This is a genomic window from Pontibaca methylaminivorans, assembly GCF_900156525.1.
In the GTDB taxonomy this organism is placed as follows: Bacteria; Pseudomonadota; Alphaproteobacteria; order Rhodobacterales; family Rhodobacteraceae; genus Pontibaca; species Pontibaca methylaminivorans.
In genome coordinates, this window is record NZ_FTPS01000001.1 from 1 (window position 1) to 13,792 (window position 13,792).

The following is a 13,792-nucleotide window of genomic DNA, read 5'->3' on the forward strand; positions in this document are numbered from 1 at the left end:
GAAACCGGCGGCTGTCCGCATACGGCGATCCGCGAGGACATTTCCATCAATCTGGCGGCGGTGCAGCGGCTCGAGGCCGAATTTCCCGAACTCGACCTGATCCTGATCGAGTCGGGGGGCGACAACCTCGCTGCGACTTTCAGCCCGGAACTTGCCGATATCACGGTCTATGTGATCGACGTTGCCTGCGGCGAGGAAATTCCGCGCAAGGGCGGCCCCGGAATCACCCGCTCGGATCTTCTGGTGATCAACAAGACCGACCTCGCGCCGATGGTGGGTGCGGATCTTGGTGTCATGGAGCGGGATTCGGCGCATATGCGCCGCGACCGGCCCTTTGTCTTTTCCAACATGAAAAGCGGCGATGGCGTGGGGCAGATCGTCGATTTCCTGCTGGAGAACGGCGGCCTTCCGGCGCGGCCGGACTGAGCATCACTTGCCAGGAATACATTTTCGTTGCCTGCGCAACCTGTCCATGCGGCATGGGTTCCTGTATCTGGTCGCCATCATGGACTGGCACACGCGCAAGGTTCTGGCCCGGCGCATCTCGAACACGCTGGAGACAGGCCACTGCGTCGAGGCACTGAACGAAGCCATCCACAAGTTCGGCCTGCCCGAGATCCATGAACACCGAGCCAGGCAGCCAATTCACGTGCGTCCCTCTGAACGAGCAGATTGATGCGAAAGAGGCGTTTCACCTGACCTGCTCCCCGTCGAAGCCCCGTTTATCGGTTAGCTCTGTTCAGTGTTCGGCCCTCTTTCGACCGTTGGTGATACTTCCACGGGGTGAGCCCGTCGAGGCTTGTGTGGGGGCAACGCGAAGCCAGCTTCCAGAGATGCTGGCCGAACTCATCCGCTCCGTGGTCTCGATCGGCAGGGGCAACGCCGTTTGGCGCTTCTCTTGGTGTCAGATGGTGATCACCGGAGGCTGCTGAAACATCGTACTGTCACTGAACATCCAGCTGCCGCAACCATTTTCAAGATGATGGGCTGAATGGCGGGTACGACCCTCGTCTTTATAGTTATTCTTATATTATCAGGCGTATGTGGCGGAGGAGATGGGTCTGACATCGAACCTTCTTTTGTGGATGCCGCTCGGTTTGCAAGGATTTTCTGAACGTCTGGACATGTGATCGAGTGCGTACTTTTGTCAGGCCTGTTCGTGCGGCTGACATGGCGCCGCTGGCCGGGATGGTGATACGCGGACCGGGTCCAAATCTCCAACAGCGAGCTCGAGGCTCGGAGAAGGTTTCTGGTTTTCCCGATCCGGATCATGTCGATCATGTGCCCATTCAGATCATGACTTCCTCACAACTCGGTGGCCCGAGTGCCCATTCGGTGCCCGATCAGGCGCCGATCAGCACTGGACCACGATAGCTTTCGCCGCGCGTCAACATCGCCCAGATGCCACGCGCCATCTTGTTGGCCAGGGCGACGGCCACGACCGGGACCGGCTTGCGTTCCAGCATCCTCGCCAGCCACGACCCCTTCGGCGCACCGCGGCGCGAGGCCCAGCGGATCACGGCTGTAGCGCCGATGACCAGCAACCGCCGGATGTCGCGCTGCCCCATCTTCGAGGTCTTCCCCAGCTTCTGCTTACCCCCGGTGGAATGCTGCCGCGGCACCAGGCCGAGCCAAGCGGCGAAGTCGCGCCCTCGGCGGAACTGCTCCATCGGCGGTGCGAAGGTCTCGACCGCCAGGGCTGTGATCGGGCCGACACCCGGCATCGTCTGCAGCTGGCGCGGCATTTCCGCTTCGTTCGACAAGGCCGCGATCCTGGCTTTCAGCGCATCGATCCGGTCGGTCAGCTGGTTGATCTGGTCGAGGAGCACCCGGCAGATCTCGCGCGCCAGATCGGGAATGTCGGCGTCAGGATCTGCGATGACCTGTTCCAGGCGCGGTACATAGCCAATCCCCACGGGGGCGACATGGCCGAACTCGTAGAGATGCGATCTTAGCGCATTCACGGCTTCGGTGCGTTGCTTCACGAGCTGTTCGCGCGTCCGGAACGCAACCGCTCGGGCTTGCTGTTCCTGTGTCTTGGGTTCCACAAACCGCATGGTCGGTCGCAGCGCCGCCTCGACGATCGCCTCCGCATCGGCCGCATCATTTTTCTGCCGCTTGATGAACGGCTTCACGTAGTGTGGCGCGATCAGCCGGACCTCATGTCCGTCCCGCGCCATCTCTCGCGCCCAGTGATGCGCGCTGGCACAGGCCTCCATCGCCACCACGCACGGTGGATGATCCGCCATGAACCGCGCGAATTGCGGCCGCGACAGCTTCTTGCGGAACACGACAGACCCGTCCGCTGCAGCGCCGTGAACCTGGAACACGTTCTTTGCCAGATCGACGCCGATGATGGTAACTTCTCCCATGGATGCCCTCTCCTTCAGCTTGTGCTTCGACACCACGAGTATGGCACATCGCGATGCCGTCAGGGGGAGAGCGGCATCCACCCCATCTCCACCTTGGAAAGCTCCTCGCAGAGCGAAGTGAAGGAGACCTTTCATACGTAAAATCAATACTTTATTCGAAGTCGTCCTTGGAGCGCTCGATCTGATGCATCCGCTCGTGCAGGATGGTGACGATCCCGATGTCGCCATTGGCAAGGCGTTTCCAGTACACGAAATGGCGCTCGTAGCGGAAGAAGTACCCTTCCACCCCGAACTCGGCCGGCACGGGCCTCGACATCACACCGCGTCTTTCAATCCGCTCGAACGCGGCGAAGAGGCCGGTGACGTAGGTTTCGGCCTGCGCCTCGCCCCACCGGTCGCGGGTGTAGCGGTAGATCTCGTCGAGGCGGACCGAGGCCGCCTCCTGGACCCGGATCGCCATGGGCTCAGGCCCGGTTCCGGGAGATCACCTCGGCGGCGGTCAGGGGCTTGTAGCTTTCTTCGGGCGCGGCGAAGGCATGGTTCAGTTCGGCCTTCAGACGATCGAAGGCTTCGCGCTCAGCGCGTTCCTTGTCGCGGCGGATGAGATCGCGGATGTATTCGCTGACGTTCTCGTAAGCGCCGCCCTCGCCAACATTGGTCGCGACGAACTCGCTGAGGGCGCCGCTGACGCGGACGGTCATGGTCGTTGTGCGGGACATGGCACGCACCTCCTCTCCGCTCCGTTGTCTTCAAGATAACCAAAAAGGAAGACAGATCAAGCCGTGCGCTACGCTGTCACTCCCGGTTTCTGGCCTTCAATCGCCTTCGTCCTCCACCACATGGCGGCCCGCAAGCGCGAGTAGCATGAACAGCACCGCATCGGAGTGCCGAGCCAGCGCGATGAGATGATCGCCGCTGGGTCCCCGTTCGCCCGCGAGCCAGTATTTCACGGTGCGCTCGCTGGCACCCGTCCACCGCATCGCCATCTTGATCGCGCGACTGGTTGAACCGAGTTCCTCGTGCAACGCCATCGCCATGGCGTTCCGATAGTCAATCGGCTTGTCGATCAGGTGCACAAATGTGCCCATCTTCGGCACAACTGTGCCCATCTTGATCCGCATCTTCATGCCCTTCTCCGATAAACATCTGGAGAGCCATGAAAACAGCACAATCTCTTTTGCGCCCGAGACGACCCTTCGGGGCCGTCTGGCAAAACACTTCGCTATAGGACGGTGACGGCAATGCTTCGAAAATCTGCGCTTCGTACGAGCAGCTGGGATCTGCGGCCACAGCTGCCGAAAGGCGACCGGAGAAAGAACTTGCCCCTTTCCGGCAACGACTTTCCGGATGCGCTGCTGTCTTCTGCACAGAACAATATTGCCGCGTCTCCCGAGCGCCTGCACTGGCGTCTTGGGCGGTAAAGAGGAGCGTCGGATGTGAGAGTCGGCCGGGCGGACATCGAGGACGGGAGCGCGGCATCTGAACAGGACGTGCCGGCCGTCGCCTATGTCCGGATGTCGACCGATCTCCAGAAATACTCGACCGAGAACCAGCTTGACGTCATCCGCAGCTATGCCGTCGCCCGGGGCCTCCAGATCCTGCGGGTGTTCGAGGACTCGGGACGCTCCGGCCTGCGGCTGGACGGACGAGAGGCGCTGCAGAACCTGATGGCCAAGGTCCAATCTGGGCAGGCCGACTTCAAGGCGATCCTCGTCTATGACGTCAGTCGCTGGGGCCGGTTTCAGGATGCCGACGAGGGCGCCTATCACGAGCACGTCTGCTCTCGCGCCGGCATCCGGGTCCATTACTGCGGCGAGCAGTTCGAGAACGACGGCAGCATCGGCTCGAACCTTCTGAAAACCGTCAAGCGGGTCATGGCCGGCGAGTACAGCCGCGAGCTCTCCGTGAAGGTATTCGCGGGGCAATGCCGCCTCGTCGAGCTGGGCTATCGCCAGGGCGGCGCCGCAGGATACGCACTGCGGCGGGTGCTGATCGACGAGCACGGCAACCCCAAGGGCGAACTGTCGCGCGGCGAGCAGAAGAGCCTGCAGACCGACCGCGTCATCCTGGTGCCCGGCCCCGAGGAGGAGCAGCGGGTCGTTCAGCGCATGTACGGGATGTTCGTCCATGAGGGGCGCCCAGAGCGCGAGATTGCGGAGACCCTGAACGCCGAGGGCCACCGCACCGATCTCGACCGCCCCTGGACCCGCGCGACCGTCCATCAGGTGCTGACCAACGAAAAATACATTGGGAACAATGTCTTCGCGAAGGTGTCCTTCAAGCTGAAGCAGCGCCGCGTGGTGAACCCGCGAGAGATGTGGATCCGCGCCGAGGGTGCCTATCCCGCCATCGTCGATCAGGCGCTGTTCCTGCGTGCCCGTGAGATCGTGGATGCCCGCAGCCGCCATTTCTCGGATGAGGAATTGCTCGACGCGCTGCGCGCGATCCTCAAGCGGCAGGGCATGCTGTCGGGTCTGATCATCGACGAGGAGGATGATCTCCCATCCTCCAGTGCCTATCGCAGCCGCTTCGGCAGCCTGCTGCGCGCCTACCGGCTGATCGGCTACGAACCCGACCGGGACTACAGCTACATCGAGATCAACCGCGCCCTGCGGCAGGCCCATCCGCAGGTGGTGGCAGAGATCATCGCGGGCGTGGCTCGTCATGGCGGGTCGGCCGTTCAGGATCCCGACACAGACCTGGTTCGCGTCAACGACGAGTTCACCATCTCCATCGTGCTGGCCCGCTGCATGGTGACGGCGGCCGGAGCGCTGCGCTGGCGCATCCGCCTCGACGCCGGCCTCGTGCCCGACATCACCATCGCCGTGCGTATGGACGAGATGAACGAGGCGTCGCGCGATTACTACGTGCTGCCCAGCATCGACATGACCTTTGGGAAACTGAAATTCGCCGAGCAGAACGGGCTCGCGCTCGATGCGTACCGGTTCGACACGCTCGATTTCTTCTACGCGCTCGCCTCGCGGGCCAGGATCGCGGAGGTGGCGTGATGCCCGACGACATGAAGCCGACCAACCGGAAGCAGGTGACACCGATCCCCACTAACAGGATCCGGGTCCTCAATCCCCGAGTCCGCAATCGACGCACCTTCGAGGAGATGGTGGAGAACATCGCCCGCATCGGCCTCAAGCGCCCGATCACCGTGGCACCGCGTGCTGGCACCGAGCCACCGGAATACGATCTCGTCTGCGGACAGGGCCGGCTTGAGGCCTTCATCGAACTCAAGCAGGACCGCATCCCCGCCATCGTGATCGAGGCCAACGAAACCGATTGCCTTGTCATGAGCCTTGTTGAGAACTGTGCGCGGCGACAGCACAATCCGATCGACCTTATGCGCGAGATCGGCGCACTGCGCGAACGCGGCTACACTGATCGTCAGATCGGCGACAAGATCGGCGTAACCGCTGAGTACGTCAACATGATCGCGGGGCTTTTGGAGAAGGGAGAGGAACGCCTCGTCTCGGCCGTGGAAACCGGGCTTCTGCCCCTGAACCTCGCCATCCAGATTGCCAGAACCGATGCCAAGAGCGCACAGCAGGCGCTCACGGACGCCTACACTCAGAAGAAGCTGCGCGGCAGAAAGCTGACTCTCGTGCGCCGACTGATCCAGCAGCGGGAACAGCGCGGGCCGCAGCTGCGGAACAATCCCTTTGGCCGCCGCGACGGCGCAAAGCGGGCGCTCACCAGCGAAGGTCTCGTCCGGGCCTATCAGCAGGAGGCCACCCGCCAGAAGCTGTTGATCAAGAAGGCCGAGCTGACGCAGAGCCGATTGATGTTCGTGCGCGAGGCCTTCCGCAAACTCTGCTCGGACGAGCACTTCATGACGCTGCTGAGGGCCGAGGGTCTGGAGACCATGCCAGGCGATCTCGCCAAGGCTGTCACGGACGCGAGGCCGACATGAAGCGCGATTCGAGCCAACCCCCGCGTTCCGTCAATCGCGGTTTCGAGGACGACTGCGTCACCCTTCCCATTGAATCGATCCTCCCGCTGCGTGCGCTCGGCAAGTCCGCGAAATCCAGCCGAAAATACCGGCAGATCGTGGCCTCCATCGCCCAGATCGGTATCGTAGAGCCGCCGGTTGTTGTGCGGAACCACGACCAGTCGGCCACCTGGTTGCTGCTCGACGGTCACCTGCGGATCGAGGCGTTGAAGGACGCCGGTACTCAGGAGGTGGAATGCCTCGTCTCCACCGACGACGAGGCGTTCACCTACAACCGGCAGGTCAGCCGTCTCGCGCCGATCCAGGAGCACAAGATGATCCGCAAGGCGATCGAGCGCGGCGTCCCCGAGGAGAAGATCGCGGCCGCGCTCGACCTCAATCTCAGCAGTATCCGGCGCAAGGTCCGCCTGCTGGACGGAATCTGCGAGGAAGCCGTGGCGATCTTGAAGGACAAGCCCTGCACGGCGGCCGTCTTCGGCGCGCTGCGCAAGATGAAGACCATCCGGCAGATTGAGGCGGCGGAACTGCTCGTCAATGCGAACAATTTTTCCGTCGCCTATGTGAGCGCGATCCTCGCGGGAACGCCGCAAGCGCAGCTGGTCGATTCATCAAAGCCGAAGAAGATCAAGGGAATCACGCCGGAGGCGATGGCGCGGATGGAACAGGAACTGGCACGCCTGCAGGAAGGCATCGCGTCGATCCAGGACACCTACGGCCAGGACCACCTGCATTTGACCGTGATCAAGGGCTACGTCGGCAAGCTGATCGGGAACGCACGGATTGTGCGCTACCTGGCACAGAACCACCCGGAGTTCCTCGGCGAGTTCCAGACGATCACCGAGATCACGCCGGTGGAAGCCGCCAGCCCCGACTGACGAGGCGATAGCCGAGGATGGGGACCCGGACCCAGATCAAGCGCGGGGACCGCGGGAGACGCCGGACTGTGGGCCGGATCAAGCGCGGCGGTGGGGATGGCGGCGAACCCGTTCGGAGCCCGCCAGGCTGGCTAGAGTTTTCGCCGGCCGCGTGGCCGCCTCCGCGGCTGCGTCAAACTCTGGGCGTGTCGGGGGCGGGCCACTCCGACACGCCTTACTTGCATGGTTCCAGTCCCAGCCAGCGCTCCCGATTCAAATCGAGCGCTGGTTCACGCGCTTCGACACCTGCTCTGCACTTTCCACCCGCTCAGAATAGCGATCAGTCAAGTAGATCGAGCGGCGGCGGGTCAGATGGGTGAACTTCACGAGCTCCTCCATCACGTCGACGATGCGGTTGTAGTAGGGCGAAGGCCGCATCCTGCCGGCCTCGTCGAACTCGCCCCAGGCTTTGGGCACCGAGGATTGGTTCGGAATCGTCACCATGCGCATCCAGCGGCCGAGGATGCGCATTTGGTTGACGGCGTTGAAGCTCTGCGATCCGCCTGAAACCTGCATGACGGCGAGGGTCTTGCCCTGCGTGGTGCGGATGCCGCCGAGCGATAGCGGAATCCAGTCGATCTGCGCCTTCATGATGCCAGTCATCGCGCCGTGTCGTTCCGGCGAGCACCAGAGCATCCCTTCTGACCAGGTCGCGAGCTCCCGCAGCTCTCGGACCTTCAAATGGTCAGGCGACTCGGCATCCGGCAGAGGCAGCCCCGCGGGATTGAATATCCGCGTCTCGGCCCCGAACCAGCGCAGCAGACGCCCTGCCTCCTCGGCCGCGAGGCGCGAATAGGACTGCTCGCGCAGCGAACCGTAGAGGATCAGAATGCGCGGCGCATGGGTGGCTGCGGCCGGGCCGGCGAGTGCCTCCACATCGATCGGCTGGAGCTGTTCGGGATCAACGTTCGGCAGGTCGGAGAGCGTGATGGGATCCTCAGCCACGGCCCGACTCCTGCGCGGCGGGGAAATGGCGTCGCGTGCGGTTGGCGAAGGCGACGAGCGACAGCATCACCGGCAGCTCGATCAACACGCCGACGACCGTCGCGAGCGCGGCACCGGATTGCAGGCCGAAGAGGCTGATGGCGACGGCCACCGCCAACTCGAAGAAATTGGAGGTACCAATCAGCGCGCAGGGGGCGGCAACATTGAAGGGCAAACGCCAGGCCCATGCTGCAGCATAGGTAAGCGCGAAGATCCCGTAGGACTGGATCAGCAGTGGCACTGCGATCAGCGCGATCAGCAGCGGCTGTTCGAGGATGATCTGCCCCTGAAAGCCGAAGAGCAGCACGACTGTTGCCAGAAGACCGACTATCGAGAATGGCTTAATCGCCGCCGTGAAGCGCGCAACCGCCGCTTCGGCGTCCGTCCCCCGGCGGCCTCGCGCGAGCCACTGGCGCGTGGCGGCGCCGGCGGCGAGCGGGATCAGGATGTAGAGCCCGACCGAGAGGATCAGCGTCTCCCACGGCACGACAATGTCGGTGAGGCCGAGGAGCAGTGCCACGATCGGCGCGAAGGCGAAGATCATGATGACGTCGTTCACCGAGACCTGCACCAGAGTGTAGGTCGGATCGCCTCGGGTGAGCTGCGACCAGACGAACACCATCGCCGTGCAGGGTGCCGCGCCCAGCAGGATCAGACCGGCGATGTATTGCTGCGCTTCGGCCGGTGCGATCAGATCCGCAAACAGGACCTCGAAGAACAGGACCGCAAGTACTGCCATCGTGAACGGCTTTATCAGCCAGTTCACCACGATCGTCAGCACCAGCCCCTTCGGACGGTCTCCGATATGGCGCAGGTTCGCGAAATCCACCGCCACCATCATCGGGTAGACCATCGCCCAGATGAGGACGGCGACGACGAGGTTGACTGACGCAATCTCGAGCGCGGCAAGCGTCTCGAACACGCCCGGCATGAGGTTCCCGAGCAGCAGACCGGCGGCGATGCAGAGGGCAACCCAGACAGAGAGCCACTTCTCGAAGAAACCTATGCCGGCAGGCGATGCTGTGATGGCCTCGGCCGTTTGTGCGTAGATGCCGTTGCTCATCGCGCAGCATCCTCGCTCGAGGCGATCCGGCGACCGGAGGCATCCACAACAAGCTCGCCCTCCTCCTTGCGGAACTCGCCGCGCTGCAGATTCGGCAGGATGTCGAGCACCGCTTCGGAGGGGCGGCAGAGCCGGGTTCCAAGCGGCGTCTCGACGATGGGGCGATTGATGAGGATGGGATGCGCCAGCATCAGGTCGATCAATTCGTCGTCGGAGAACTTCGGATCGTCGAGCCCGAGCTCATCATAGGGCGTGCCCTTCCGGCGTAGGAGATCGCGCACGGGGATTCCCATGGCGGCGATCAGCCCCACCAGTTGCTCCCGGGTGGGCGGTGTATTCAGGTACTCGACGATCTCCGGCTCCTCGCCGGAGTTGCGGATCAGCGCCAGCACGTTGCGGGATGTGCCGCAGTTGGGGTTATGATAGATCGTGATGGTCATGCGGTCTCTTTCCTGGCGGAATTGGTTGGGGGCGTGATGCCGCAGGCCGCCGGATCGCCGGCGCAGCAATGGCGTGTGAGATAGTCGATGAGGCCGGTCATGGTGGCGAAGTTCGCGGCATAGATCAGCGAGCGGCCCTCGCGCTGCACGCTCACCAGACCAGCGTGCTTCAGCTCCTTGAGGTGGAACGACAACGTGGCCGATGGGAGCCCGAGCGCTTCGCCGATGCGACCCACTGCACGCCCTTCTGGCCCCACCTCGACCAGGAGGCGGAAGATGTCGAGGCGCGTTTCCTGCGCGAGCGCGGCGAGTGTGGCTATGGTGTCATACTTTTCCATATTTCCATGCTAGTGGAGATATGGAAAACAATCAATGCTGCACGTACCTCCCTTCGGCCGCAAAGGCAACTTGGTGACCGTCAGAGAAGCGCGAGCCCCATGCCCCCAGCTGCGACCGTCAGAACCACGGCCCAGGGCGGGGTCTTCCAGACGGTGAGCAGGACAAAACCGGTCAGGCCGAGCGCGAAGTCGAAGGAGCTGAAGATAGCGCTGGTCCAGACCGGGTCGTAGAGAGCCGCCCCGAGAATGCCGACGACCGCCGCATTCGCACCGCGCATTGCCGCCTGCGCGAGGGGCCGGGCCCGAAAGGCGTCCCAGAATGGAAGCGCGCCGATCAGCAGCAGGAAACCGGGAAGAAAGATCGCGACGAGGCCGATGCTCGCGCCAGCGACGCCATTGGGCTCCGGGTCCATAACAGTGCCGAGATAGGCGGCAAAGGTGAAGAGCGGCCCGGGAACGGCTTGGGCGGCGCCATAGCCGGCCAGGAATGTATCCTCGCTCACCCAGCCGGGACGAACCACTTCCACCTCGAGCAGCGGCAGCACCACATGGCCGCCGCCGAAGACCAGCGAGCCCGCTCGATAGAAGGCGTCGAAGAGAGCAAGGCTCTGTAATGCTGCCGCCCCCGACAAGACCGGCAAAAGGAAGAGCAGGAGAAAGAAGAGCGCGAGCGCGGCGAATCCGACGCGCTTAGGCACCGCAAACGTCAGATGCCCGGCTGCCGGAACAGCACCGCCGCGGCAAAGCCAGAGACCCGCCAGGCCGCCCATGATAATGGCTGCGATCTGACCGGCGGAGCCGGCGGCGAAGATCACGACCAAGACCGCGACAAGCGCGATACTGGCTCGTTGCCGATCAGGTGCGAGCGTCCGAGACATGCCCCAGACGGCCTGTGCGACGACAGCCACGGCCACGATCTTGAGCCCGTGCAGGAGGCCAGCTCCGACCGGTCCCTCGAAGGCCGATGCGCCGAAGGCAAACAGCACCAGAAGCAGTGCGGACGGCAGGGTGAACGCCACCCACGCGGCAAGCGCCCCGAGCGGACCGCCGCGAAGCAGCCCCAGCGCGAACCCCACCTGGCTGCTGGCCGGACCCGGCAGGAACTGACAGAGCGCGACCAGATCGGCATAGCCTGCCTCGTCGATCCACTTGCGGCGGGTGACGAGCTCATCACGGAAATAGCCAAGATGCGCGATCGGGCCGCCGAAGGAAGTAAGGCCCAGCTTCAGAAAGGCGCGGAACACCTCGCCCGGCGAGCCGCGTCGAATCGGGTCGTCAGCCGCCGCTGCTTCCGGAAACGACCTCATGAAACAGCTCCCGAATCTTGTCGTGTGCCATGTTCAGCGCCTCGATTCCATAGGGCGTCGCTCTGTAGAGGCGGCGATGCGAGCGCCCGGCCCGCTCCGTTCAGACTCCAGGTATCCATTGCGCTCCATCGCATGGAGCATCGGGTAGAGCGTGCCGGCGCTGACGCGATAGCCATGCCGCGCAAGTTCCTCGATCATCTAGTCCCATACAGGTCGCCCTCGGCGGCGTGATGCAGGATGTGAAGCCGTATAAATCCGGACAGAAGCTCCTGATGCTCCACATGGTGATCTTCCCAAACCGGCCTCACTATCGAATCTCGATTTCGGGAACCGATTGTATCTGGCATCTTTCGCCATGCAAACGGATCGGTCTGGCGGAAGTGCGGCCAACGCTGTGACGGAGAGCTCAATGGTCAGCGAAACGGATAGCGATCCATGGCACCGCACGCAGAAAATGCAGATGCGTTTGCAAGAGAGATGGATCACCCGCGTAAGGACATTGAGAAGGTCGACGAGCCTCAATTGAAGGCGGAGTTCCGGACCGCCGCCCAAGTGCCGGTCGGACTGAAGACGGCGTTCAGCGACTACGAGCAGAAGGACGCAGCTGCGCAGAGCGGCTGAGTTGGTCTTTGGAAGCAAGATTGGCCCTAAGGAGAGGTGCACTTCCGAGATTGCTCGCGCATCACGGCATAATCGCTCATCATGTCGGTAACCGCCGAGAGCTCCGGTAGCAGTATGAGCTCATCAGCCGCGCGCGCCTGATACTCACGGCTGTACTCCACGACCGGCGGACAAGTCACGCGGCCGCCCGTCTCAGAACCGACTGTCGCGCAGCCGCTCAGCAAGCTGGTCGCGATCGTGAGGACGGCGAGCCGCCGCCTCCAGCATCCGGCGTTGGACGTCATTGGCATTCTCCGATGTCTCGAGACGTTCGGCGAGGCGGCCCGTGCATTCCCCGGAGCGCCGAAGCGAAAGCAGGAACAGGAGCACGGCGAGTGCGATAGCGCTGTAGCGTAGCGCTCCCCGCCCACGGGCTCGTTGCGATCCCGGTGAGCGGCCCGGCGATCACCGCCGCCCCCGCTTCCAGTCATCGAGTCGGGCGTAGATGGTGATCGCGATGCTCCCGAGCGCCACCGCGATGAACACCCAGCGCAGCGTGTCGAGATACGGAACCAGCGGCAGAATGGCGGATTGCGTCTCGGCCAGGACGCTCTGCGCAACCTCGACCCCGGCGGCGCCCAGCATCGCCACACCAGCCGCCCCGCCACCCTTCATGGTGCAGCTCTGCGCCAAGACTGCGCGCGCAGGCGGCGTCTCAGCCGCAAAGGCCGTCTCCCGGACCGAGAAACGCTCACCCCACTGACGCGCGGGACCGAGGTCGACATGGATGAACCCCGAGCGCGGATAGAAGCCGAAGCCGAGGAACCCGACCTCCCGCGCTGCGGCCTCGAACGCCACCGGGTCATGGTTCGCCATGGCGATGTCAAAGGCGGCGCCGTCGAGATGCTTCGACCGGGTCGCGCCGCCGACGGCGCGGTTGTGCTCGGGGCTGCGATAGGCGGAGCGGACGATCAGCGGTTTGCCCAGCCGGTCGCGCAGCGCCTGCAGCTTGTCGAGGGCCGGTTCGTTGACCAGTAGCTTGCCGGTACCCCGACAGGAAATTTCGGCGGGCGAGAAGTTGGGCCAGCGCCAGGCGGCATCGGGGAAGTCCCCCCAATGACGGTAAAACGTGGTCATCCGCGACCTCCAGATGGAAAACCCGCCCAAGGGGCGGGTGCGATAAACGATCGACTTTCGGCGATGCGCGTTACGGCCCGCCGCCGAAAATCCTGAGCTTGAGGACGATGCCGGCGAGCAGTGCCAGCAGGATGCCGGTGGTGATCAGCCGCACGGTGGTCTGCAGTACGGTGCGGCGCACCAGCCGGATCACGTCGAGCAGGCAGCACAGATCATGGATATCGAGCGCCGTGTCCTCACTATCGAGGCCAAGGTCAGCGAGCGCCCGTTTCGCGCCTTGCTCGGCAGCCCGGGCCAACATCGCCTCGAGTTCGGTTTCTGTCGGATCATGCGGTGTCATCGACGCCTCCTGCACAGGCAATCCGCTCACGCCTCGGCCAGCATCTCGAAATAGGCGCCATCCTGGCTGGGTCGGGGATCTTCCTTGCAGGTCGAAGATCACCGCATCGATACCGCCCGCCATTCCAAGGTGATGGCGCGGGTCTCAGCGCTTGCGCGGATCGTCAGGATGGCCGGCGCTTTCGAGACCAGCCGTGCCTGCATGACGGCCTCGGAGCCGCGCAGATAATGGACATGGCACCAGAGGGTGGAGCGCTCCTCCCATCCCTGGATCAGCATCCCGTCCGGATCGCGGATCAGCACCGCCTCCTAGAAAGTCACACGGCGCCGCAACCATCCC

18 protein-coding genes and 1 pseudogene are annotated in these 13,792 nt (G+C 63.6%); 6 read left to right on the forward strand and 13 right to left on the reverse strand.

Translation table 11 applies throughout. The features are described 5' to 3' along the window. Both ureG and B0B01_RS00010 read left to right on the forward strand, forming a co-directional pair. On the forward strand, positions 1-426 hold a 426-nt coding region (ureG, locus tag B0B01_RS00005), incomplete at its 5' end, for an urease accessory protein UreG (protein ID WP_076646119.1). A 40-nt stretch (positions 427-466) separates the two neighbouring features. Next, positions 467-650 (forward strand): annotated as a pseudogene (locus tag B0B01_RS00010) (DDE-type integrase/transposase/recombinase); the annotation flags it as partial. 693 nt (positions 651-1,343) lie between these two features. On the opposite strand, the gene B0B01_RS00015 reads toward B0B01_RS00010, so the two are convergent. The 4 genes from B0B01_RS00015 to B0B01_RS00030 all read right to left on the reverse strand — a co-directional run bounded on the left by B0B01_RS00015 (position 1,344) and on the right by B0B01_RS00030 (position 3,499). Then, positions 1,344-2,372, reverse strand: coding sequence for an IS110 family RNA-guided transposase (locus tag B0B01_RS00015; RefSeq protein ID WP_076646121.1), 1,029 nt, complete (start codon positions 2,370-2,372; stop codon positions 1,344-1,346). 151 nt (positions 2,373-2,523) lie between these two features. After that, positions 2,524-2,832, reverse strand: a complete 309-nt coding sequence (locus tag B0B01_RS00020) for a type II toxin-antitoxin system RelE/ParE family toxin (RefSeq protein ID WP_076646123.1) — start codon at positions 2,830-2,832, stop codon at positions 2,524-2,526. A gap of 4 nt (positions 2,833-2,836) precedes the next feature. Further along, the gene (locus tag B0B01_RS00025; protein WP_076646125.1) at positions 2,837-3,091 is read right to left on the reverse strand and encodes a ribbon-helix-helix domain-containing protein; all 255 of its coding nucleotides are present in this window, start codon (positions 3,089-3,091) and stop codon (positions 2,837-2,839) included. A gap of 96 nt (positions 3,092-3,187) precedes the next feature. After that, positions 3,188-3,499 (reverse strand): hypothetical protein, encoded by a 312-nt coding sequence (locus B0B01_RS00030; protein ID WP_076646127.1) that lies wholly within the window; start codon positions 3,497-3,499, stop codon positions 3,188-3,190. 309 nt (positions 3,500-3,808) lie between these two features. Between B0B01_RS00030 and B0B01_RS00035 the strand changes: the two genes are divergently transcribed. Genes B0B01_RS00035 through B0B01_RS00045 form a run of 3 tightly spaced genes read left to right on the forward strand, consistent with a single transcriptional unit; the run spans position 3,809 to position 7,205 of the window. Then, positions 3,809-5,380, forward strand: coding sequence for a recombinase family protein (locus B0B01_RS00035; protein WP_143732982.1), 1,572 nt, complete (start codon positions 3,809-3,811; stop codon positions 5,378-5,380). Next, a complete protein-coding gene (locus B0B01_RS00040) occupies positions 5,380-6,291 on the forward strand; it encodes a plasmid partitioning protein RepB C-terminal domain-containing protein (protein ID WP_076646131.1) in 912 nt (303 codons plus the stop codon). Before B0B01_RS00035 ends, B0B01_RS00040 begins: the two co-directional genes overlap by 1 nt. Next, a complete protein-coding gene (locus B0B01_RS00045) occupies positions 6,288-7,205 on the forward strand; it encodes a plasmid partitioning protein RepB C-terminal domain-containing protein (RefSeq protein WP_076646133.1) in 918 nt (305 codons plus the stop codon). The genes B0B01_RS00040 and B0B01_RS00045 overlap by 4 nt, the downstream gene beginning before the upstream one ends. A 252-nt stretch (positions 7,206-7,457) precedes the next feature. On the opposite strand, the gene arsH is transcribed toward B0B01_RS00045, so the two are convergent. From arsH to B0B01_RS13310, 6 genes are all read right to left on the reverse strand, one after another. Continuing rightward, positions 7,458-8,189, reverse strand: a complete 732-nt coding sequence (arsH, locus tag B0B01_RS00050) for an arsenical resistance protein ArsH (protein ID WP_076646135.1) — start codon at positions 8,187-8,189, stop codon at positions 7,458-7,460. Next, entirely contained in the window at positions 8,182-9,291 is a 1,110-nt protein-coding gene (gene arsB, locus B0B01_RS00055; protein ID WP_076646137.1) for an ACR3 family arsenite efflux transporter, read from the reverse strand. The genes arsH and arsB overlap by 8 nt, the downstream gene beginning before the upstream one ends. Further along, positions 9,288-9,731 (reverse strand): arsenate reductase (glutaredoxin), encoded by a 444-nt coding sequence (gene arsC, locus B0B01_RS00060; protein WP_076646139.1) that lies wholly within the window; start codon positions 9,729-9,731, stop codon positions 9,288-9,290. Before arsC ends, arsB begins: the two co-directional genes overlap by 4 nt. Then, positions 9,728-10,069 (reverse strand): ArsR/SmtB family transcription factor, encoded by a 342-nt coding sequence (locus B0B01_RS00065; RefSeq protein ID WP_076646141.1) that lies wholly within the window; start codon positions 10,067-10,069, stop codon positions 9,728-9,730. The genes arsC and B0B01_RS00065 overlap by 4 nt, the downstream gene beginning before the upstream one ends. A gap of 80 nt (positions 10,070-10,149) precedes the next feature. Then, positions 10,150-11,376 (reverse strand): chromate efflux transporter, encoded by a 1,227-nt coding sequence (chrA, locus tag B0B01_RS00070; RefSeq protein ID WP_076646143.1) that lies wholly within the window; start codon positions 11,374-11,376, stop codon positions 10,150-10,152. A gap of 33 nt (positions 11,377-11,409) precedes the next feature. After that, positions 11,410-11,574 (reverse strand): helix-turn-helix transcriptional regulator, encoded by a 165-nt coding sequence (locus B0B01_RS13310; protein ID WP_234967660.1) that lies wholly within the window; start codon positions 11,572-11,574, stop codon positions 11,410-11,412. Positions 11,575-11,811: 237 nt separating this feature from the next. On the opposite strand from B0B01_RS13310, the gene B0B01_RS00080 reads away from it, so the two are divergent. Next, positions 11,812-11,997: a hypothetical protein gene (locus tag B0B01_RS00080; protein ID WP_200805385.1), complete on the forward strand. Its 186-nt coding sequence runs from the start codon at positions 11,812-11,814 to the stop codon at positions 11,995-11,997. 444 nt (positions 11,998-12,441) lie between these two features. Here B0B01_RS00080 and B0B01_RS00095 read toward each other — a convergent pair whose 3' ends face one another. The 3 genes from B0B01_RS00095 to B0B01_RS13315 form a co-directional block, all read right to left on the reverse strand. Then, positions 12,442-13,113: a YcbK family protein gene (locus B0B01_RS00095; protein ID WP_076646148.1), complete on the reverse strand. Its 672-nt coding sequence runs from the start codon at positions 13,111-13,113 to the stop codon at positions 12,442-12,444. A 70-nt stretch (positions 13,114-13,183) separates the two neighbouring features. Then, a complete protein-coding gene (locus B0B01_RS00100) occupies positions 13,184-13,453 on the reverse strand; it encodes a DUF6127 family protein (RefSeq protein WP_076646150.1) in 270 nt (89 codons plus the stop codon). Positions 13,454-13,551: 98 nt separating this feature from the next. Further along, positions 13,552-13,755 (reverse strand): head-tail adaptor protein, encoded by a 204-nt coding sequence (locus B0B01_RS13315; protein ID WP_234967661.1) that lies wholly within the window; start codon positions 13,753-13,755, stop codon positions 13,552-13,554. Positions 13,756-13,792: the final 37 nt, after the last annotated feature.